Source organism: Mesorhizobium sp. WSM4850, assembly GCF_055811735.1.
On sequence record NZ_JBVVPV010000001.1, the window covers coordinates 265,199 to 285,058 of the forward strand.

Genomic DNA, 19,860 nt, shown 5'->3' on the forward strand with positions numbered 1-19,860 from the left:
CAATTCTATTCGGCCGCTTCGGCCAATCGCGCGAAAGCGGGTTCGGCAGTTGGTTCAGTCGGTTCGGCGACAGGCTCGCTCTTGCTGCCGCGCTCGCGCAGCTGCTCGATCACCGCGTAGAAGACCGGCACGAACACCAGCGACAGGATCGTCGCTGCGACCATGCCGCCAAAGACGGTGGTGCCGATCGACTGGCGGCTGGCTGCACCGGCACCTGTCGAGAACATCAGCGGCAGCACACCGAGGATGAACGCGAAGGCGGTCATCAGGATGGGCCGCAGCCGCAGGCGCGCCGCTTCCATTGCGGCGTCGACGATGCTGAGACCTTCCTCGCGCCGGCGCCGCGCAAACTCCACGATCAGAATGGCGTTCTTCGCCGCCAGCCCGATCAGCATGACGAAACCGATCTGCGAATAGACGTCGATCTGCATGCCGCGCATAAGCAAGGCGACAAAGGCGCCGAACAGGGCAAGCGGCACCGCGAGCAGGACCATGAAGGGCATGGCCCAGCTCTCATATTGGGCGGCAAGGATCAGGAAGACGAAGACCATGGCGAGACCGAAGACGATCGAGGCGATCGATCCGGCCTTGAGCTCCTGATAGGTGATGCCCGTCCATTCGTAGCCGAAATCCTTCGGCAGCGCCGTGGCGGCGGCACGTTCCATCGCAGCGACCGCCTGGCCCGAGGAGAAGCCGGGTGCGGCACCGCCATTGATCAGGGCCGACGCATTGTTGTTGTAATGCGGGACGGTTTCCGGGCCGACGATAGGCACCAGCTTGCCGAGCGTGCTCAACGGCACCATGCCGCCGGAGGCATTGCGGACATAGAGCCGCGAAATGTCGGCGGCACCCGCACGCGCATCCTTGTCGGCCTGGATCGTCACCCGGAAGGTGCGGCCGAACAGGTTGAAGTCGTTCACATAGAGCGAGCCGAGATAGATCTGCAGTGTGTTGAACACGTCGGGCAGGCTGAGGCCGAGCAGCTTCGCCTTGTTGCGATCGAGGTCGTAGTTGAACTGCGGCGTCGAGGTCGAGAACGACGAGAACAATTGCTGCGGGTTGAGCTCGGGCTGTTTGCGCGCTTCGGCCAGCACGGCTTGCGTCGCATCGTTGAGCGCAGCGCTGCCGCGACCGGTCAGGTCCTCCACCTGGAATTCAAAGCCGCCGGTCGTGCCGATGCCCGGGATCGAAGGCGGATCGAAGCTTAGCGCGAAGGCTTCCGGAAGTTCCATGAGCTTCGAGCGCACGTCGGCGACGAGCTTCGAGGCGCTCTGGTCAGGGCCGCGTTCGTCCCATGGCTTCAGGATGGCGAATTCCACCGCCGAGTTCGACTGGGCGGCACTGGTGAGGAAGTTCAAGCCGCTGATCGAGCCGACGATATCGACACCAGGCGTGTTCTGCAGGATCTCGCGTGCCTTCCGCGCCACCGCGTCGGTGCGTTCCAGCGACGCCCCATCCGGCAATTGGATGACCACGAAGAAATAGCCCTGGTCCTCGACCGGAAGGAAGGTCGAGGGCAGGCGCTGCCAGACGAAATAGGTCGCGACAAGCCCAGCCGCGAATATGCCGAGCATGATCCAGCGCAGGCGGATGAGGAAGCGCACACCATTGGCATAGGCATGCGACAGCCGATCGAAGCCCGTGTTGAACCAGCGGAACAGCACGAATTGCGTTGCCGGGCGGTGGCGCAGGAAAGCGGCGCTTAGCGCCGGGGTGAGCGTCAGCGAGACGAAGGCGGAGATGCCGAAGGAGATCGCCACCGTCAGGGCAAACTGGTTGTAGAGCCGGCCGGAAACGCCAGGTATGAAGGCGACCGGCACGAACACGGCCATCAGCACGGCGGTCGTGGCGATGATCGGGCCGGTGACCTCGGCCATCGCCGCGCGCGTCGCAGCCAGCGGTTTGAGGCCGGCCTCCAACTGCCGTTCGACATTCTCGACGACGACGATCGCGTCGTCGACGACGAGGCCGATCGCCAGCACCATGCCGAGCAGGCTGAGCATGTTCAGCGAGAAGCCGAACATGTACATGACGACGAGCGTGGCCACCAGCGACACGGGAATCGCGATCGTCGGGATGATCGTGGTGCGCCAGCTCTGCAGGAAGATGAACACCACCGCGACAACCAGGACCAGCGCCTCGCCGAGCGTGACCAGCACGTCGTGCATCGACGCCGAAACGAAACGTGTCGTATCGTAATGCATGGCGTAGCTGACGCCCTTGGGGAAACGGGCCGACAGTTCCTGCATCTTGTCCTTGACGCGCTGCTGCAGATCGAGGGCGTTCGAGCCCGGCATCTGGTAGACCGCGAGCACCACGGTCGGGTCCTCGCCGAAGAAGGCCGAAGACGAATATTGCAGGGCGCCGAGTTCGATGCGCGCGACGTCGCGCAACCGCACCAGCGAACCGTTTGCGGCATCGGCGCGCACGATGATATCGCCGAATTCCTTGGGATCGCTCAGTCGGCCGACGGCATTGACCTGCATTTCGAAAGCGGTGCCGGCCGGCGCCGGCGACTGCCCGATCTTGCCGGCCGCAACCTGGACATTCTGCTCGGCAATGGCGTTTTGGACATCGACGGCGGTGATGCCGAGATTGGCGAGCTTGTCGGGATCGAGCCATACGCGCATCGAATAGCGCCGCTCGCCGAAGATCTGCACGTCGCCGACGCCGGGCAGGCGCTTCAGCGGGTCGACCACTTGCAGGTAGGCGAGGTTGCTGAGCGCGACCGGATCGACGGAGCCGTCGGGCGAGGTGAGATTGACGATCAGGACGAAGTTCGGGTTCTGCTTCTTGATCGTCACGCCGCCCTGGTTGACAATGGCCGGCAGCGAGGACGCCGCCTGTGAGACGCGGTTCTGGACATCGACGGCGGCGGTGCTCAGGGGATAGCCGACCTCGAAGGTAACGGTGATCGTCGACGAGCCGTCATTGGAGCTCGACGACGACATGTAGGTCATGCCTTGAACGCCGTTGATCTGCTGTTCGAGCGGCGTCGTGACGGTGTCGGCCACGACTTGCGCACTGGCGCCAGGATAGTTGGCGCTGACCACCACCTGAGGCGGCGTGATATCGGGAAACTGCGAGACAGGCAGCAGGAAATAGCAGATCGTCCCGGCGAGCACCATGATGATGGCGATCGACGATGCGAAGATCGGACGGTGGATGAAGAAATTTACCATGACACGCACGCCTCGCCCGATGCTCTTGCCTGGCCAAAGGCCTTGGCCACCCTTGACAGCCGCCGGCTGCGGCTTTGCCCGGAATCTTCCAGGAAACGAGGCGGCGCCTTGCGGCTGCGGCCTTGCGCATCCGCAAGGCTACGCAGCATCGTCTCGAAAGAGCGCGGGTCGACACGGTCGGCCTGCATCAGCATCCGGATCATCGGATCCTTCACAACTTCGTCGATCGTCAAATCTTTGCGCTGCGACATCGTAGCGGCTCCTGGCTTTGGCGATCTGTGGCGTACGCCGCCGCAGATCGGGTGGTCTTCCTTTTCGCGGCCAAAGTCGCCTGGGGCGCAGTTTCATGCCTGGGCCGATTTGGCGGAGGCTGTTCACAGGCGCCTGCGAGATTGACACGAGGCAATGGGGGTGTTACCAGTAAGTAACATCTAGAAGTTACAGACCGGTAACACCCTAGTCAAGAGGTGTACCGAGGGATTTTTCGGAAATCCCGGAAACCAAGGAGGTTTTGATGGAAGACGGCACGGCGGAACGCATCCGCCCCCGGGATCGCATCTTGGAGACGGCACGGGATATGTTCCACAAGCATGGCATCAAGGGCGTCGGCGTCGACGCGATCACTGAGGCCGCCGGTACCAACAAGATGACGCTCTACCGTCATTTCGAGTCCAAGGACGATCTGGTCATCGAGTGCCTGCGGGCGACCGCATGCAGCGCCAACGCGATGTGGCAAAAGTTCGAGGCGGAGCATCCGGGCGACAAGCTTGCGCAACTGCATGCCTGGGTTCGGATGGCAGCCGATTGCCTGATGATGGACGGCCGCGGTTGCGACATGGCCAACGCCGCCATCGAGTTGAGCGAGACCGACCATCCGGCCCGTCGGGTCATCAAGGAACTCAAGCAGGCTCAGCGCGACCGTCTCGTCGGCCTGTGTCGGGATGCCGGCATCGGCCAGGCAGAGCTTCTCGCCGATACATTGTCGCTGCTGCTTGAAGGCGCCCGTGTCAGCCTGCAAAGCGTCGGAGCCGAAGGCCCCAGCGCGCAGTTTGTCCGCATGGCGGAAGGCCTGATCACCTCGTTCAGGGCCAGATAGTCTCGCAAGCGGCGAAACGATCGCTGGCGTGTTCATTGCAAGCCGCGCCGCGAGTACTCTTTTGCCTTGGCATGTGCTGTCATCTCACGTCTCCGTTGCCGGTCTGTCGCCGCGCTCTTGCGCGCGGCGGTCGCTGCTGGTTGTGAGCAGGCTAGGTCCGATGGCGAATTGGTGAGAGTGACAAGTGTGGCGGGATTCCGATGGGGCTGCGGCGCTGCCCGAACCAGCCGTTGGCGATTGCCGCCGCCTTGCCCGACACCCAAGAACAAAAAAAGCCCGCTGCCGGGAGGAGGTGGCAGCGGGCTCGATTTCGAATACGACGCGGGAGGAGGTGCGCCGCACTCAGCGTCGGCATCGCATCTGGGAGGAGTAGATGGCCGACACCTGCGAAATTAGCGGTTGCCCAATGATTCGGCAATAGCAAAAGATGCATAGCAGATGTGCAGATTCGCGCTATCAACCGAATATTAGCCATCGCCGCGACCAACCGTGGCGCTTGCGTGGCATCACTGGACCGGAACATTCTCCTTGAAGATAAGGCGCGGTTCGATGAATTTCCGCGTCAGATAAGGCGCCGAGGAAGCGATCGAGCCGAGCAGGCGAATGACCGATTGCTCGGCGATCAGTCGTGCATTCTGGTCGATGACGACATCGAGCAGATCGTCGACGAGATAGCCGCGTGTCGCCCTCGTCAGGTCGTGACAGATGAACACCGGCTTCCTTTGCGGCTTGGCTTCCAGCAGCGCTTTCGCCACGCCAGAGCGTCCGGCGCCGACGCAATAGATGCCGAGCAGTTTCGGCTCGTTGTGCAGCGCCTTCATCGTCGCCGTGTAGCTGATATCAGGCTCGTCGTTGATCTCGACGGCGCTGGTTACGGTCAAATTGCGGAACTCCTCGCTGAGCACCGAGCGAAAGCCCATTTCGCGTTCTTCATGCCCGCGATAGGAGCGTGAGCCGACGATCATTGCCAGATGGCCCGTGCGGCCGCCCAGGAAACGTCCCATCAAAAGGGCTGCGGTGCGCCCGGCGACACGGTTGTCGATGCCGACATAGGCCGATCGCGGCGCGCCCGGAACGTCCGACACCAGCGTGACCAGGCGGATGCCGGCTTCGACGATCTCGCGCAGGATGTTGCGCGTTCTCGGGTGATCGATCGCAATGACGCCGACGCCGTTCGCCCTAAGCGAGAGGTTTTCGACCGCCGCCTGCAACGCGTTCGGCGAGATGCCGGCGAGCTTGTGGATCCGACAGGAGGCGACAAGTGGCAAGCGTGCGGCATAGTCCTCGATATGATTTGCCAGATCCATCATGAAGGCGTTCGAGCCGATCGGCAGGAAAAACTCGAGATGTGCCGGCCGCGAGGGCAGCGTGACCTGATCCACGACCGGCAAATAGCCAAGCTGCTTGGCCGCCTCCATCACCCGCTGCCGGTTGGCGGCGCTGGCGCCCGGCCGGTTGTTCAGCACCCGGTCGACCGTCGCGGTCGACAGCCCGCAGCTTCTGGCGATGTCCGCAACGGTGGCTTTCATAGTCGCAGTCATAGGAGCCGATGTGATCCTGTACCAGAGATACGGCCAACCCGGCTTCCAACTGGCCACTCAGCCTTGTGGTTGCTTCCCCTGCACGATGGCGTCACGGATCTCCTTGTCGGACATGCCGGTGATGATCCGTTCGACTTCCGCGACGTTGGTGTTCTTCGGATCGATATCGTCGGCAACCACCTTGCCGCGGCGCATGACGACGATGCGGTCGACCACCTGGAAGACGTGGTGGATGTTGTGGGCGATGAAGATGCAGGAATGGCCCGAATCGCGGGCGCTGCGCACGAAGCTCAGCACACCTTGCGTCTCGGCGACGCCGAGATTGTTGGTCGGCTCGTCGAGGATGATGAGGTCGCTGTCGAAATGCATGGCGCGCGCGATCGCCACGGCCTGCCGCTCGCCGCCTGAAAGTGAGCCGATTGGTGTGGTCGGCGGGATGTCCTTCGAGATGCCGACCTGCTTGAGCAGATCGCGGGCAACCACATTCATCGCCTCCTGGTCCATACGGTTGAGGAAACGCGGCGGCTTGATCGGCTCGCGCCCGAGGAACAGGTTGCGCGCGATCGACAATTGCGTGACAAGCGCGGAGTCTTGGTAGATCGTCTCGATGCCATGGGCGATGGCGTCGCTGGTGCTGCGGAAGTCCACCTTCTTGCCGCGGATGAAGATGTCGCCGCTGGTCAGCGGGACCGCACCCGACAAGACCTTGATCAGCGTCGACTTGCCGGCGCCATTGTCGCCGAGCAGACCGACGATCTCCTTTTCGTTGACATGGAAATTGGCGTCCACCAGCGCTTGCACGCGCCCGTAGGACTTGCGGATGTTTTCCATGCGGACAAGCGGTTCAGCCATGGTTCAAGTCCCCGCCTGATGCCGGCGTTCCAGCCATGAGTGGAGCGCCATCATGCCGAGGATGATCGCGCCGATGAAGATGTTGTAGGCAAGCCCAGGCACGCCGATCAGCACGATGCCGTTGCGCATCACGCGCAGGATCAGGATGCCGAGCACAGTACCAATGATGGTGCCACGTCCGCCGGTCAGCGCCGTGCCGCCGATCACCACCATGGCGATGACTTCCAGCTCGTAGCCGGTGCCGCTGTTCGGGTTGGCCGCCGAAGTGCGCAGCGAGCTGATGACGCCGGCAAGCGAAGCCATGATCGACGACAGGATGAACAGGCCGATCTTGACGCCGCTGACATTGACGCCGCGCGCCCTTGCCGCATTGGGGTTGCCGCCGGCCGCCTGGATCCAGTTGCCGGTGCGGCTCTGCGTCAGCACGTAGCCAAGTGCGATCGCGGCTGCGATGAACCAGAACAGCGACATGTAGATACGAAACGGCCCGATGAAGAAATCACCGACCAGCGCCTCGGCGAGCCAGCTGCCTTTGGCGCTCCAGGTCCGTTGCGGAAATCCGCTGGTGACGAACAGAGCGGTGCCGCGCACCACCAGCAGCATGCCGAGCGTCACCAGGAAGGATGGAATCTTGAGTTGCGTCACGAACCAGCCATTGACCAGCCCGATGAAGGCGGCAACCAGCAAGGCCAACACAAAGCCGGCCTCCAGCGAGGTGAGGCCGCTGTTGAAGAGCGTCCACATCAAGACGGGCGAGAAACCGAACAGCGATCCGACGGAGAGGTCGAATTCGCCTGAAGTCATCAACAGCGTCATCGCCAGCGCGATCAGGCCGAGCTCGACCGTGAAGGCCAGTATGTTGCTGATGTTCTGCGGTGACAGGAAGTCGTGGTTGAACCCCCAGAACACGACAAGCTCGACGACGAGCAGCACGAAGGGCCCGAATTCCGGCCTGGCAATCGAGCGTTGGATGATGGAACTGTTTTCCACGTTGGACCCGCGACATGGTTGGAACTGGCCAAGTCCGGCGCCGCATGAGGCGGTTCGAGGCTCAGCGGGATGATGGGGATGATCGCTGCGGCAAGCGCCGCCGCGACCATCCCGATCGCGGTTTTATTTGCCGGACAGGATGTCGTCGTAGACCTGCGCGGTGTCCTTTTCGTAGAGCGCGCCGGTGATCACGTCGAAGCCGGGCGGAATGCCGCTGGCGGCCATGTTGGCGATCGAAAGCGCCACATAGCTGGTCGCCTGCGGATCCTGCCACTGCGCGGCATTGACGTAGCCGGTCAGCACCTCCTGGGTGGTGTCGAGCGAGTTGCCCCAGCCGACGACCGGGATTTCGCCCGGCTTGATGCCGGCCTGGTCGAACACCCGCTTGATCGAGCCGGTCACCAGGTCGCCAAGACCGATGATCGCCTTGACCTTGGCCCTGTTGGCGGTGAGATAATCGACCATGCGGTTGATTGCTTCGGCCTGGTCGAGCGTGGCTTCGGTGATTTCATAGGTGATGCCGAGCGGCTCGAAGACGCTCTTGATGCCCTCTTCTTCCTGGACGCCATAGGTGGCGCCGGGGATTTCAACCGGCATCCAGACAAAATCGCCCTTCTTCACCAGGCCCTTGTCGACCAGATACTGAGCCCAGTTCTTGCCGAAGGTGACGTTGTCGCCGCCGACATAGGCGTTGAAGTCCGCCTTCGGATCGGGCGTGTTGAAGTTGATGATCGGGATTTTTGCCGCTCGTGCCTCCTTGACGAGCTCGATAAGGCTGCCCGGGTCGGGGCTGGTGGTGGTGATACCGTCGGCCTTCGCCGCGATGGCGGCGCGAACAGCCTCCTGCTGGGACGACACGTCGCCATTGTGGAACGAGGTGTTGACGGTGTTGCCGGTGTCCGTCGCCCATTGCTTGGCGCCGGCGAGGAAGTAGGTCCAGACCGGATCGGCCGGGCCGCCATGCGAAATCCAGTAGAAGGTCTTGGCCTGTGCCGCCGCCGGAATCGCCAGCGCCACGATCAAGCCGAATACAAATAGTCGTAGCCTCGTCAGCATTTGATTTCCTCCCATTTTGAAAACGTCCTCCAGCTCCGGCGACGATCACGGCAAGCCTGACCGTATTCTTGCCAGCGGCGATCTGGATGCATCAGAGCATCCGCTTTTTCGATCAATGGCAAGCCTCCATTTGCAGTGGTAGTTGGCGCACGACAATGCGCCATCAGCCATCCCATCAGATCGCATCAGTTTGGCTGATATCTTTTGCGGCAAGCGGTCTCGGCGCCGAAGACGAGGCGCAGGCGGGACGGAAGCTAAATGAGGTCGGCCCTGGCAAGGTCGCGCATCAGATGGCTGGCGCCGTAGGTCCAGTGGGGACAGTCGGGAGATAGCCGTACCCGGTTGATCAGGGCGCCGAATTTCTCCGATGAGATGGTGACGATGTCGCCGACCTTGTGCGTGAAGCCCTTGCCCTTTTCGCCGCGATCCTTCGACGGCACGAACATGGTGCCGAGATAGAGCGCCAGCCCGTCGGGGTACTGGTGATGCGGGCCCATGGCGGCGGCGACCAGTTCTTCGGGCGAGCGGCTGATCTCGGCCATCGAACTGGCGCCCTCCAGCGAGAAACCATCCTCGCCCTCGACCTTCAGCCGCACGGTGGCCTGCTTCACGTCACCAATGGAAAAGGTATCGTCGAACAGCCGGATGAACGGGCCGAGCGCGGCCGAAGCGTTGTTGTCCTTGGCCTTGCCGAGCAATAGCGCCGAGCGCCCTTCGACGTCGCGCAGATTGACGTCGTTGCCGAGCGTGGCGCCGACGATCTTGCCGCTGCCGGCGGCGATCATGGCGATCTCCGGCTCGGGATTGTTCCAGGTGGAGACCGGATGCAGGCCGACATCGGCGCCGAAGCCGACCGACGCCATCGGCTGGCATTTGGTGAAGATTTCGGCGTCGGGGCCGATGCCCACTTCCAGATATTGCGACCAAGCGCCGCGCTGGATCAGTTTGGCCTTGATCTCCATCGCCTCCGGCGAGCCTGGCTTGAGCTTCGACAGATCGTGGCCGATCAGCCCGGCAATGTCGGCGCGAATGGCGTCCGCCTTCTCGGCCGAGCCGCGCGCCTGCTCCTCGATGACCCGTTCGAGCAGACTGACGACGAAGGTGACGCCCGATGCCTTGATCGCCTGCAGGTCGACCGGAGAGAGCAGGTACGGTTTTTGCGGATCGCGCGCGGCCTGGAAACTGTTGGCGGCGATTGCATCGAGCGACCCGATCGGTTCGCCCGCGGCGGCGTGGACGTAGCCTGCCGGGTCCGGCATCTCGCAGACGTCGCGCACGGTTGGTGCCATGCTGGAGGTGATGTCGAAGACCGTGCCGCCGCGTACCGTGACCACCAGCGGATGCGATGCTTCGCTCGTCCGGGCGCGGCCGATGAAGAGGCCCTCGTCGGGCAGGAGGGTGGCGTTCGTCATGGCTTGCGGTCCTCTGCTGTCTTGTTCTGCGTCGTCGCTGCGGACCAATGGTTCAACAAAAGCCTGGCCGCGGCGGCGGCACTTTCAACAAATTCCCGCCAAAGGTCTATCCCGTTCCTCGCGATCGAGCCCTGCGCTGCATTTCGCATCGGCGGACGCCATCCTCTTCAATCCCCTGATGCCGAGATCAAAGGCTCTTTCAAAATCATGAAATCGTCACTAGGATTTTCATTTGACGAAGTACATTCAGGTGACTCTTGCCCCTACCGTTTTCCGATCCGATCTGGCAGAAGCCGCCGGCGGCCTCTGCGTTCCGGTCGCTTTTTCCCGGCGGCCAGCGTGCCGATGTCGTCATTGTGGGTGGGGGGATTCTCGGTCTGTCGACAGCCTTGCATGCAGCCCGGTTCGGCCTTGCCGTGCAGGTGCTGGAAGCCGGCGAAATCGGCCAAGGCGCATCGGGCCTGAATGGCGGTCAGGTCATCCCCGGCCTGAAATATGATCCGGAATGGCTGCTGGAGCATTTTGGCTCCGAACGCGGCGAGATCCTCGTCAATTTTGCCGCCTCGACGGCGGACGCCGTCTTCGAATTGATCCGCGACGAGAAACTGGCGGTGCCGTTCGTCCGCAATGGCTGGATTCAGGCAGCGCACACCGAGACGGCGCTGAAGGCGGCGGCGAACAGGGACCGGCAGTGGCGGAACCTTGGCGCCGATGTCCGGCTTCTGAGCCAGACCGAGATCGCCGCGTTGACTGGCGCGCAGGGCTATCTCGGTGGCTGGCTCGACCGCCGCGCCTGCGTGATTGATCCGCTTGCCTACACGTCGGAACTGGCACGGATCGCCTCGGCCGCGGGCGTGAAGATCGCCGAACACCAGAAGGTGATACGCCTCGACAACAACGCCGGCAATTGGCGCATCTCGACGGAGGGCGGCGCCGAATTGCAGGCCAAAGTGGTCATTCTGGCGACGAACGCCTATACCGGCGACCTGCTCCCTGGTCTCGCCGAAACGATCGTTCCGCTGCACTCCTTCCAGATCGCGACAGCACCGCTGCCGTCCCATCTGGCGGCCGGGATTTTACCGGAAGGGCAAGCAGTATCGGACTCACGTCGCATCCTCGTTTATTACCGCAAGAGTGCCGACGGGCGGCTGGTGCTCGGCGGGCGCGGCCGAATGGCGCTGCCGACCAGCGAAAGTGATTGGGCGCATCTCGAGCGCGCGCTGCTCCGGCTCTATCCGGCGCTATCCGGAGTCGCCATCGAAAAGCGCTGGTTTGGCCGGGTGGCGATGACGTCGGATCACCTCCCGCATATCCACGAGCCCGAGCAGGGCCTGATGGCAGTGGTCGGCTGCCAGGGCCGTGGCGTCGGCCTGATGACCGCGCTTGGCGAGCGCATTGCTGGCTATCTGGCGAGCGGCGACGCCAGGCAATTGCCGTTCCCGGTTTCGCAGATCCGGCCGATCCCATTCCACGTCTTTCGGCAGGTCGGCGTGGCCGCGACGATCGCCTGGTATCGTATGCTGGATGCATTCGAGCGCTGATTTTATGCCGATGCAGGAATCAGCTTGACAGTTTCATGATTATGAAAAATTCTTGAGTGATTTCAAATTTCGATGGGCAACCCCGATGTCGACCATCGTTGCAAGGCAGCCGCTGCCGGAGTCCCGATCCTCGACGGGTTTCCGGTTGGCCATGCTGCTGCCGGGCGGGCTGGTCACCTTCTTCCTGATCCTGTTTGCCCTCGGCCTCGTGGTTTTCCTCGCCCTTCGCGGCAATGACGGTTCGCTGCTGGGCGCCGGTTTCACTTTTGCGAATTTCATCACCGTGGCATCCGACCCGCTCTACTGGACGGTAACGCTGCGCTCGCTGGCCATTGCCGGCCTGGTGACGCTGGCGACGGTCGTCACCGCCTATCCCGTCGCCTACTACCTTGCCTTCCATGCCGGACGGCGGCGCGGGCTGCTGCTGTTTCTGGTGACGCTGCCGTTCTGGACCAGCTATCTCTTGCGCGTTTTCGCCTGGAAGATCGTGCTTGCCTACAATGGCGTGCTGAACTCGGCGCTCATCGAAAGCGGCATCTGGTCCGAACCGACACTGGCGTTTCTCAACACGCCGGCCGCCGTCGTCGTCACGCTGGCTCACGCCTATGCGCCGTTCGCCATCCTGCCTATCTATGTGGCGCTGGACACGATCCCGAAATCGCTGCTCGAAGCTGCTTCCGATCTCGGCGCCAGACCGTTCACCAGCTTTCGCCGCGTCGTGCTGCCGAATTCGATGCCGGGGGTGCTGGCGGCGGCTCTCGTCGTCTTCGTGCCGACGGTCGGCGATTATGTCACCCCGGCGCTGGTCGGCGGCCCTGCCAGCACCATGATCGGCTCGCTGATCCAGGCCCAGTTCGGCAAGGCAAATGACTGGCCGTTCGGCGCAGCACTCGCCGTTGCCGTCATGCTGGTCATCCTTGCCGTGGTGCTGGTCGTGCGTTCCGCCGACCGCAGGTTTGGCAGCCGCACATGAGCGCCGCGCGCATAGACGCAACGCAAGGTGGCCGCTGGCTCGGCGCCTACGTGCTTGTCTATCTGGTATTCCTCTATTTGCCGATCTCGCTGATCCCGCTGTTTTCCTTCAACGATTCGATCCAGGCGGCGTTTCCGCTGCAAGGCTTCACGTTTGAATGGTACACGACGCTGTCCGGCAATTCGGCGCTGTCCGGCGCGCTTGCCAACAGCCTCGTCATCGGTGCAATTGCCGCCACCGGTGCCACGCTCTGCGGCATCACCGTGTCCTACATGGATCTTTTTGGCCGTTCGCCGCTTGCCTTCACGATCAGCGCTATCGCGCGGCTGCCGATACTGATCCCCGGCGTCATCGTCGGCATCTCGCTGCTGATCCTGGTCAACCTCATTGGCTTCGGTCCGTCACGCACCGCCATCGTGCTCGGCCACATATTGGTGGCGCTGCCGACGACGGTGGTGATCATGAAAAGCCGCTTCGCCGCTATACCCAAGACCATCCACGAGGCGGCACTCGATCTCGGCGCCTCCGACTGGACGACATTCAGGCGGGTCATGCTGCCGCTCAGCCTGCCCGCCATTGTATCAGCGTTCATGCTGGCCTTCCTGATCTCCTTCGACGAGTTCATCGTCGCCTTCTTCCTCGCCGGCACCGAACCGACCTTGCCGCTTTATATCTGGAGCCAGCTGCGTTTCCCGAAATCGCTGCCGACCGTCATGGCACTGGGCACGGCCATCCTGGCCGTGTCCTTCGTCATCGCGGCAATTGCCGAAATCCTGCGCCATCGCGGGCTCGCCGCCGCTCAGCGGCCAGTGCCCGCCAACCTGCCCAAACCAGAAGAAACCGAAAGAGGAGAACTGCAATGGCATTCGACCTGAAATCGATAAATCGCAAGACAGTCCAAGCCGGATTGGCAGCCTTCGCGCTGGCGCTTTCGTCGACCGTCGCGCTTGCGGCCGACAAGCTGCAATATTTCACCTGGTCGGGCTACGAACTTCCCGACTTCAACAAGAGCTTCCTCGCCGCACACCCCGATGGCGTCGAGGCCTCGATGTTCGGCGACGACGATGACGCCTTCACCAAGGTCAAGGCCGGTTTCCGTCCTGACGTCGCGCATCCCTGCTACGACAAGGTGGCGCGCTGGAACAGGGAAGGCCTGCTGCAGCCAATCGACACCAAGCGCATCAAGAACTGGGATTCGATCTTTCCGGTTTTCAAGAACCTGCCCGACCTGCAGGCCGGCGACGGCAAAGTCTGGATGGTGCCGTGGGACTGGGGCAACACCTCGATCCTTTACCGCACCGATCTGGTGAAGAACCCGGAGCCGAGCTGGAACCTTTTGTGGGACAAGCAATATGCCGGGCGCATGGCGACGATCGATGCCGTCCACGACACGCCGGTGGTGGCGGCGCTTCTCGCCGGTGTCAATCCGTTCGACATGACGCCGGAACAGATGGAAAAGGTGGCTGAAAAACTGCGCGAGCAGCGCCCGCTGCTCTCCAACTACACCACCGACATGACCTCGGTCGAACAGGCGCTGGCGAGTGGCCAGTTGGTCGCCGCCATGACCTGGAACGCGTCGGCCACCTCGCTGAAGAAGCAGGGCGTGCCGGTCGAGTTCATGAAGCCTAGGGAAGGCATGCTGACCTGGTCGTGCGGCTTCGTCATGCTCAAGGACGCAAAGAATGTCGACCTCGCCTATGATTTCATCAACAGCCGGCTGGAGACGGATTCGGGAAAATACCTGATTCAGACCTATGGTTACGGCAGCTCAAACAGCTCGGCCTTCGCCGCGGTGCCGAAGGAGGAACTGGAAAAGCTGCAACTGCCGTCCGATCCGGAAGTGATGCTGAAGACTACCGTCTTCACCGGGCCGATGAAACAGAATGACGAACTCGCCAAGATGTTCGAGAAGGTCAAGGCAGGCGGCTGAGTTCGCTCTTCCTTCTCCCTTGTGGGAGAAGGTGGATCGGCGCGTAGCGTCGAGACGGTAGAGGGGTGCTGGACAGAATGCGGGGTTTGCCAAGCTGGAACACCCCTCATCCGTCCGAGCGGAGCCTGTCCTCGGGCTTGCCGGAGGCAAGACCCGTGGGCTCGGCCACCTTCTCCCACAGGGGGAGAAGGGAAAGTGCTGGCGAACGAGGAAGTATGCATGGATATACTGGACCAAGCGGCTGAAAAGCCGAAAGACGACGCCGATGTGCGGGTCGGCCGGCGCGTGCGGGCGCTCAGGCTGGAACGCAGTCTTTCGCTGGCCGAGCTTGCCGCCAAGGCCGGCGTTTCGATCGGTGCGCTCAGCCAGATCGAGCGCGGCTTGTCCTCGCTTCGCGTCAAGGTGATCTGGCCGCTCGCCGCCGCTCTCGACATCGAGCCGTCGGCGCTGATTGCTGACGGCAACGATGCCGTCAGCGATCTCTATTGCGTGCGCGCCAACAGTCGGCGCCAGATCCCGGTGAAGTCGGAAGGCATCGCCAAGGCGCTGCTGTCGCCGCCGGCCGCTACGCTCACCGGCATGCTGGTGACGGTAGAAGCCGGTGGCGGCACCGTCGAAGCCTACGCCCATCCCGGCCACGAATTCGGTTTCGTCCTGTCGGGCGAGGTCGAACTCGTGATCGATTCAACCACCTACGGGCTGAAGACCGGCGACAGCTTCGCCTTCAAGAGCACCTTGCTGCATGCCTTCCGCAATCCGGGCGCCGAGCGCTGCCAGATCCTCTGGGTCAACACGACCAAGCCGTCCGAGGTTCGCGATGGCGCCTGATCCTCTCGTCCGGCTGGAGGCGGTGTCGAAGATTTTCCCCGGCGGCATTGTCGGACTCGACGCCGTCGATCTCAACATTGCCCGCGGCGAGTTCCTGACCTTGCTCGGCCCATCTGGCTGCGGCAAGACCACTAGCCTGCGGGTGATCGCAGGATTCGAAAGCCCGTCGAGCGGACGGGTGCTGCTCGACAGCCGTGACATTACTTCGCTGCGGCCGTTCGACCGTCCCGTCAACACCGTGTTCCAGGACTATGCGCTGTTTCCGCACATGGACGTCGCCGAAAACGTCGGCTTCGGCCTGTCGCTGCGCAAGCTTTCCGGGGCAGAACAGGCAAAGCGCGTCGGCGAAGCGCTCGACATGGTTGGCCTTGCCGAGAAGCTCGGCGCCCGCGTGTCCGAATTGTCTGGCGGCCAGCGTCAGCGCGTCGCGCTTGCCCGTGCGATTGTCTGCGAACCACGTGTGCTGCTGCTCGACGAGCCGCTGTCGGCGCTCGATGCGCATCTGCGCGAACAGATGCAGGTCGAATTGAAGCGGCTGCAGTCGCGGCTCGGCACCACTTTCGTCATGGTCACCCACGACCAGACCGAGGCGCTGTCGATCTCCGACCGTATCGTCGTCATGAACAAGGGCCGCATCGAGCAGATTGCGCCGCCGGCCACGCTCTACGACCGGCCCGCCACCAAATTCGTCGCCAGTTTTATCGGCACGATGAACCTGCTGCAGTCGCGCTTTGTCGGCCGTGACGGCGATCGGTTGCGTTTCGCCGCCGGCGCCCTGCCGCTCGAAGCCACGTCGGAAACCGGCGAAGTGCCGGGAGAAGGCGCGGTGCGAACCATCGGAGTGCGTCCGGAGGATCTTTTGGCGGCGACCGAAGCAGCGACCGGCACCGCGCCGGTGCGGGTGAGCAGCATCGTCTTTCACGGCCGCACCTTGCGCCTGCACGCCGAATTGGGGCAGGGGATACCAGTGGTGATCGATGCGCCACGCCGGGCGGAAGGTTTTCAATTCAGCGTCGGCGACGTGGCGCATATCAGCCTGCGCCGCGGCGCTAACTGCCCTATGCTGCCCATCTAACCCTATCCTTCCAGAAAACCGGAGGCACTACCCATGAGCAATCACCTGAACTTCTTTATCGACGGAAAATGGGTCGCGCCCGTGGTGCCGGCGACGCTGGATGTGATCGATCCGTCCACCGAAGAGGCCTACACCAAAATCTCCGTCGGCTCGAAGGCCGATGTGGACCGCGCCGTGGCAGCGGCGAAGGCGGCCTTTCCGGCCTTTTCGCAGACCAGCAAGGCCGAGCGCCTGACGCTGCTGAAGCGCATCCTAGAAATCTACAACGAGCGCTACGAGAATATCGCCCAGGCTGTCAGCCAGGAGATGGGCGCGCCGATCACCTGGGCGCGCCAGGCGCAGGCCTGGGCGGGCAGGGCACATATGGAAGCCACTATTCATGCGCTGGAGGATTACGAATTCAGCGAGAAGCGCGGCACCACCATGGTGGTCAAGGAGCCGATCGGCGTTTGCGCGCTGATCACGCCATGGAACTGGCCGCTCAACCAGATCGTCTGCAAGGTGGCGCCGGCGATCGCCGCGGGCTGCACGGTCGTGCTGAAGCCTTCCGAGATCGCGCCGATCAGCGGCATCGTCTTTTCGGAAGTGATGGAAGCGGCCGGCACGCCGAAGGGGGTCTACAACATGGTCAACGGCACCGGTCCGGATGTCGGACAGGTCATGGCCGGACATCCCGATGTCGACATGGTTTCCTTCACCGGCTCGACCCGGGCCGGCATCATCGTCGCCAAGACGGCGGCCGAGACGGTCAAGCGCGTGGCGCAGGAACTCGGCGGCAAATCGCCCAACATCGTGCTTGCCGATGCCGACTTCGAGAAGGCCGTGCGCAAGGGCGTCAATGCCTGTTTCGGCAACAGCGGCCAGTCCTGCGATGCGCCGACGCGCATGCTGGTGCCGGCCGCCCGCCACGATGAGGCGCTGCTGATCGCCAAGAAGGCGGCCGAGGCGCACAAGGTCGGCGATCCGCGCTCGGAAGACACCAGGCTCGGGCCGGTGGTCAGCAACATCCAGTTCGACAAGATCCAGCGGCTGATCGAGGCCGGCATCGCCGAGGGTGCAACGCTGGTCGCCGGCGGTCCCGGCCGGCCGGAGCATCTTAATCGCGGTTATTACGTGCGGCCGACCGTCTTCGGCCACGTCACGCCGGGCATGACCATCGAGCGGGAAGAAATTTTTGGGCCGGTGCTTTCGGTCATCTCCTATGATGACGACGATGACGCGGTGAAAATCGCCAACGACACCGTCTATGGCCTCGCCGCCTACGTGCAATCAGGGGATATCGACCACGCGCGAAAAGTCGCCGGCCGGCTGCGCGCCGGGCAGGTCTCGATCAACTATCCGGAGTGGGACACCTTCGCGCCGTTCGGCGGCTACAAGCAATCCGGCAACGGCCGCGAATATGCCGATTGGGCGATCCACGATTTCCTCGAGATCAAGGGCATCATCGGCTACGGCGCGTAGGGCTTAACCCGAACAGCGCCGCGCATCCAAGAAGGTCGCTGTAGCGGGTCATCTGAGCTATTCGGCGGCTTCGCGGACAGGGATCAGGCGCCGCTCGACCTGCTGGAGATGCAGGCGCATCGCTGCCGCCGCGCCGCCGAGGTCACGCTCGGCGATCGCCTCGACGATCCGTTCATGGTCGGCGAAGCTGTGATGGTCTGCCGGAGGGCGGGCGCCTTCTGAACGGAGACGTCCCCAGACCACGGTGCGGCGCACGGCGTTCAGCACGTCGAACAGGCCGAGCAGCACATTGTTGCGGCTCGCCTGCGCAATCTGCCGGTGGAGCAGATTGTCGACATTCTCATATTGCCGCCACGTGACGGCCTCCCGCGTCTGCACCAGCGATTGCCGCATCGCGGCGATATCCGAAAGCGTGGCGTGCAGCGCCGCTTCGCGCGCAATTTCGGGCTCAAGGATGAGGCGCGCGCGCATCACGTCGGCCGGATTGGTGCGCCCGGCGATTTCCGAAATGCCGATCGTCTCCTCGACCGGCCCGCTGCCGACGAAGGTGCCCCTGCCGACGTGACGCCAGATGCGGCCGTCCTTCTCGAGCACCGCCAGCGCCTTGCGCAGATCGCCGCGCGATACGCCGAGGCTCTCCGACAGTTCCCGCTCGGCAGGCAGCCGCGTCTCACCGGCATGATCCATCTGGGCAAGATAGGCCTGCAGCTGAACCAGGGCGGCGTGGCCGCCATTACCGGGATCGTCCATCAATTTAACCAATCCGCATATGATTTCCCTTGTCGGTGTTAAAACGATTAGCTCAAACCGTCAACTGCCGAGTTTTCTGGACACACCCGTTCGATACGGTGCAGTTTCTCCTTGACCAATCCGTCCCATAGTCTTAACCAATCAAGGAAATGGTTACAAAAAACGGGAGGAATGACAATGGCCGGCGTGTCCAGACGTACCATCCTTGCCACCGCTTTCGCCGCGGTCCTGGCATGTGCAGCGCCCTTGTCGGCCGCAAATGCGGGCGACATGCGCATCGCATTCGGCGACCTTCCGGGCATCGAATCCATCCAGACGCTCGCCGCGATAGAGCGCGCCAAGGAACGCGGCGTGAATGTCGAGCTCATTGTTCTCAATGACGAGGATCTGGCTGCCCAAGCCATTGTCGGCGGCCAGGCCGATGTCGGCATCGGCGCGCCCTATACCTTGATCCAGAAGGTGGGCGTGCCGATCCGCATTTTCGCGCAGATATCGACGCTGCGCTTCTTTCCCGTCGTCAACAGCGAATTCTACAAGGAATGGAAGGATCTCGACGGGCAGGAGGTCGCCGTCCAGGCGCGCGGCTCCGGCACCGAGGCGGTCATGCTGCTGATGGCGAAAAACCACGGCATCAAGCTCGGCAACATCAGCTATGTCCCGGGTTCCGAGGTTCGCCGCAATGCGCTGCTCCAAGGGACCATCAAGGCGTCGATCGTCGATGCCGCCAACCGGCGTGCGCTCGAGGCCGAAGCCCCCGGCAAGTTCATCGTTCTGCCGGTCGAGGATCTCGGCGCCTCTGACGAAGCGCTTTTCGCGACCGCGGACTATCTGAAGAACAACGCCGCCGACGTCGACATCCTGGTCGAGGAACTGATGAAGACCGCGCGCGAGATCACCGCGAACCCCGCGGTCGCCGTCGAGCTTCGCAACAAATATAAACTGCTGCCGGATCTCGGCGCTGAAGCCGACAGCGAAATCACCGAATACTACAAGGAAACCGCGGAAGCCGGCAGTCTTGCGCTGAACGGCGGCGGAGCCGATGCGGCCAAGGACGACTTTGCCTTCTTCAGCCTTGCCGGCCAGATCGAAGGCGATCCCGCCAGCCTCAAGGTCGAGGACTTCTGGGATGTCTCCGCAATCGACCGCGCCGTCGCCAAGCTCGGCAAGAAATAG

Annotated in this window: 17 protein-coding genes; 9 read left to right on the top strand and 8 right to left on the bottom strand. The window is 62.9% G+C overall.

Translation table 11 applies throughout. The features are described 5' to 3' along the window. Positions 1-5 precede the first annotated feature (5 nt). Both AC0L2Z_RS01205 and AC0L2Z_RS01210 read right to left on the bottom strand, forming a co-directional pair. On the bottom strand, positions 6-3,182 hold the full coding sequence (locus AC0L2Z_RS01205; protein WP_473626348.1) for an efflux RND transporter permease subunit: 3,177 nt from the start codon (positions 3,180-3,182) through the stop codon (positions 6-8). Next, positions 3,176-3,433, bottom strand: coding sequence for a hypothetical protein (locus AC0L2Z_RS01210; protein ID WP_023799452.1), 258 nt, complete (start codon positions 3,431-3,433; stop codon positions 3,176-3,178). Before AC0L2Z_RS01210 ends, AC0L2Z_RS01205 begins: the two co-directional genes overlap by 7 nt. Positions 3,434-3,696: 263 nt before the next feature. On the opposite strand from AC0L2Z_RS01210, the gene AC0L2Z_RS01215 reads away from it, so the two are divergent. Continuing rightward, entirely contained in the window at positions 3,697-4,278 is a 582-nt protein-coding gene (locus AC0L2Z_RS01215) for a TetR/AcrR family transcriptional regulator (RefSeq protein WP_023799451.1), read from the top strand. Between the two features lie 506 nt (positions 4,279-4,784). Here the strand turns inward: AC0L2Z_RS01215 and AC0L2Z_RS01220 are convergent. The 5 genes from AC0L2Z_RS01220 to AC0L2Z_RS01240 all read right to left on the bottom strand — a co-directional run bounded on the left by AC0L2Z_RS01220 (position 4,785) and on the right by AC0L2Z_RS01240 (position 10,129). Continuing rightward, complete coding sequence (locus tag AC0L2Z_RS01220; RefSeq protein ID WP_473626349.1) at positions 4,785-5,807, bottom strand: LacI family DNA-binding transcriptional regulator; 1,023 nt, start codon at positions 5,805-5,807, stop codon at positions 4,785-4,787. A 69-nt stretch (positions 5,808-5,876) separates the two neighbouring features. Further along, positions 5,877-6,671, bottom strand: a complete 795-nt coding sequence (locus AC0L2Z_RS01225; RefSeq protein ID WP_473626350.1) for an ATP-binding cassette domain-containing protein — start codon at positions 6,669-6,671, stop codon at positions 5,877-5,879. Positions 6,672-6,674: 3 nt separating this feature from the next. Then, positions 6,675-7,661 (bottom strand): ABC transporter permease, encoded by a 987-nt coding sequence (locus AC0L2Z_RS01230; RefSeq protein WP_473626351.1) that lies wholly within the window; start codon positions 7,659-7,661, stop codon positions 6,675-6,677. Between the two features lie 123 nt (positions 7,662-7,784). After that, complete coding sequence (locus tag AC0L2Z_RS01235) at positions 7,785-8,717, bottom strand: substrate-binding domain-containing protein (protein ID WP_473626353.1); 933 nt, start codon at positions 8,715-8,717, stop codon at positions 7,785-7,787. Positions 8,718-8,971: 254 nt separating this feature from the next. After that, positions 8,972-10,129 (bottom strand): fumarylacetoacetate hydrolase family protein, encoded by a 1,158-nt coding sequence (locus tag AC0L2Z_RS01240; RefSeq protein WP_287316305.1) that lies wholly within the window; start codon positions 10,127-10,129, stop codon positions 8,972-8,974. A gap of 257 nt (positions 10,130-10,386) precedes the next feature. Between AC0L2Z_RS01240 and AC0L2Z_RS01245 the strand changes: the two genes are divergently transcribed. The 7 genes from AC0L2Z_RS01245 (at position 10,387) to AC0L2Z_RS01275 (ending at position 17,937) form a co-directional block, all read left to right on the top strand. Further along, positions 10,387-11,670 carry an NAD(P)/FAD-dependent oxidoreductase gene (locus AC0L2Z_RS01245; protein WP_473626354.1) on the top strand — a complete coding sequence of 428 codons (1,284 nt, stop codon included), beginning with the start codon at positions 10,387-10,389 and terminating at the stop codon, positions 11,668-11,670. 85 nt (positions 11,671-11,755) lie between these two features. Continuing rightward, a complete protein-coding gene (locus AC0L2Z_RS01250) occupies positions 11,756-12,643 on the top strand; it encodes an ABC transporter permease (RefSeq protein ID WP_128167739.1) in 888 nt (295 codons plus the stop codon). Then, positions 12,640-13,518, top strand: coding sequence for an ABC transporter permease (locus AC0L2Z_RS01255; protein WP_023799442.1), 879 nt, complete (start codon positions 12,640-12,642; stop codon positions 13,516-13,518). Before AC0L2Z_RS01250 ends, AC0L2Z_RS01255 begins: the two co-directional genes overlap by 4 nt. Continuing rightward, complete coding sequence (locus AC0L2Z_RS01260; RefSeq protein WP_023799441.1) at positions 13,503-14,573, top strand: ABC transporter substrate-binding protein; 1,071 nt, start codon at positions 13,503-13,505, stop codon at positions 14,571-14,573. Before AC0L2Z_RS01255 ends, AC0L2Z_RS01260 begins: the two co-directional genes overlap by 16 nt. A gap of 219 nt (positions 14,574-14,792) precedes the next feature. Beyond that, a complete protein-coding gene (locus tag AC0L2Z_RS01265) occupies positions 14,793-15,401 on the top strand; it encodes a cupin domain-containing protein (protein WP_023799440.1) in 609 nt (202 codons plus the stop codon). Beyond that, a complete protein-coding gene (locus AC0L2Z_RS01270) occupies positions 15,391-16,476 on the top strand; it encodes an ABC transporter ATP-binding protein (protein WP_287236933.1) in 1,086 nt (361 codons plus the stop codon). The genes AC0L2Z_RS01265 and AC0L2Z_RS01270 overlap by 11 nt, the downstream gene beginning before the upstream one ends. 33 nt (positions 16,477-16,509) lie before the next feature. After that, positions 16,510-17,937 (top strand): aldehyde dehydrogenase family protein, encoded by a 1,428-nt coding sequence (locus AC0L2Z_RS01275; RefSeq protein WP_287341486.1) that lies wholly within the window; start codon positions 16,510-16,512, stop codon positions 17,935-17,937. A 57-nt stretch (positions 17,938-17,994) separates the two neighbouring features. Here AC0L2Z_RS01275 and AC0L2Z_RS01280 read toward each other — a convergent pair whose 3' ends face one another. Continuing rightward, positions 17,995-18,687, bottom strand: a complete 693-nt coding sequence (locus tag AC0L2Z_RS01280) for a FadR/GntR family transcriptional regulator (protein WP_023799437.1) — start codon at positions 18,685-18,687, stop codon at positions 17,995-17,997. Positions 18,688-18,864: 177 nt separating this feature from the next. Here AC0L2Z_RS01280 and AC0L2Z_RS01285 point away from each other — a divergent pair, with 177 nt between their 5' ends. Continuing rightward, a complete protein-coding gene (locus tag AC0L2Z_RS01285; protein WP_473474898.1) occupies positions 18,865-19,860 on the top strand; it encodes an ABC transporter substrate-binding protein in 996 nt (331 codons plus the stop codon).

What these genes read in the sequence shown, in the direction of transcription:
- AC0L2Z_RS01240 (WP_287316305.1), bottom strand. Translation starts at nt 10,129, where the DNA reads ATGACGAACGCCACCCTCCTGCCCGACGAGGGCCTCTTCATCGGCCGC.
- AC0L2Z_RS01250 (WP_128167739.1), top strand. Translation starts at nt 11,756, where the DNA reads ATGTCGACCATCGTTGCAAGGCAGCCGCTGCCGGAGTCCCGATCCTCG.
- AC0L2Z_RS01205 (WP_473626348.1), bottom strand. Translation starts at nt 3,182, where the DNA reads ATGGTAAATTTCTTCATCCACCGTCCGATCTTCGCATCGTCGATCGCC.
- AC0L2Z_RS01215 (WP_023799451.1), top strand. Translation starts at nt 3,697, where the DNA reads ATGGAAGACGGCACGGCGGAACGCATCCGCCCCCGGGATCGCATCTTG.
- AC0L2Z_RS01260 (WP_023799441.1), top strand. Translation starts at nt 13,503, where the DNA reads ATGGCATTCGACCTGAAATCGATAAATCGCAAGACAGTCCAAGCCGGA.
- AC0L2Z_RS01285 (WP_473474898.1), top strand. Translation starts at nt 18,865, where the DNA reads ATGGCCGGCGTGTCCAGACGTACCATCCTTGCCACCGCTTTCGCCGCG.
- AC0L2Z_RS01255 (WP_023799442.1), top strand. Translation starts at nt 12,640, where the DNA reads ATGAGCGCCGCGCGCATAGACGCAACGCAAGGTGGCCGCTGGCTCGGC.
- AC0L2Z_RS01280 (WP_023799437.1), bottom strand. Translation starts at nt 18,687, where the DNA reads ATGGACGATCCCGGTAATGGCGGCCACGCCGCCCTGGTTCAGCTGCAG.
- AC0L2Z_RS01275 (WP_287341486.1), top strand. Translation starts at nt 16,510, where the DNA reads ATGAGCAATCACCTGAACTTCTTTATCGACGGAAAATGGGTCGCGCCC.
- AC0L2Z_RS01270 (WP_287236933.1), top strand. Translation starts at nt 15,391, where the DNA reads ATGGCGCCTGATCCTCTCGTCCGGCTGGAGGCGGTGTCGAAGATTTTC.
- AC0L2Z_RS01265 (WP_023799440.1), top strand. Translation starts at nt 14,793, where the DNA reads ATGGATATACTGGACCAAGCGGCTGAAAAGCCGAAAGACGACGCCGAT.
- AC0L2Z_RS01220 (WP_473626349.1), bottom strand. Translation starts at nt 5,807, where the DNA reads ATGAAAGCCACCGTTGCGGACATCGCCAGAAGCTGCGGGCTGTCGACC.
- AC0L2Z_RS01210 (WP_023799452.1), bottom strand. Translation starts at nt 3,433, where the DNA reads ATGTCGCAGCGCAAAGATTTGACGATCGACGAAGTTGTGAAGGATCCG.
- AC0L2Z_RS01225 (WP_473626350.1), bottom strand. Translation starts at nt 6,671, where the DNA reads ATGGCTGAACCGCTTGTCCGCATGGAAAACATCCGCAAGTCCTACGGG.
- AC0L2Z_RS01235 (WP_473626353.1), bottom strand. Translation starts at nt 8,717, where the DNA reads ATGCTGACGAGGCTACGACTATTTGTATTCGGCTTGATCGTGGCGCTG.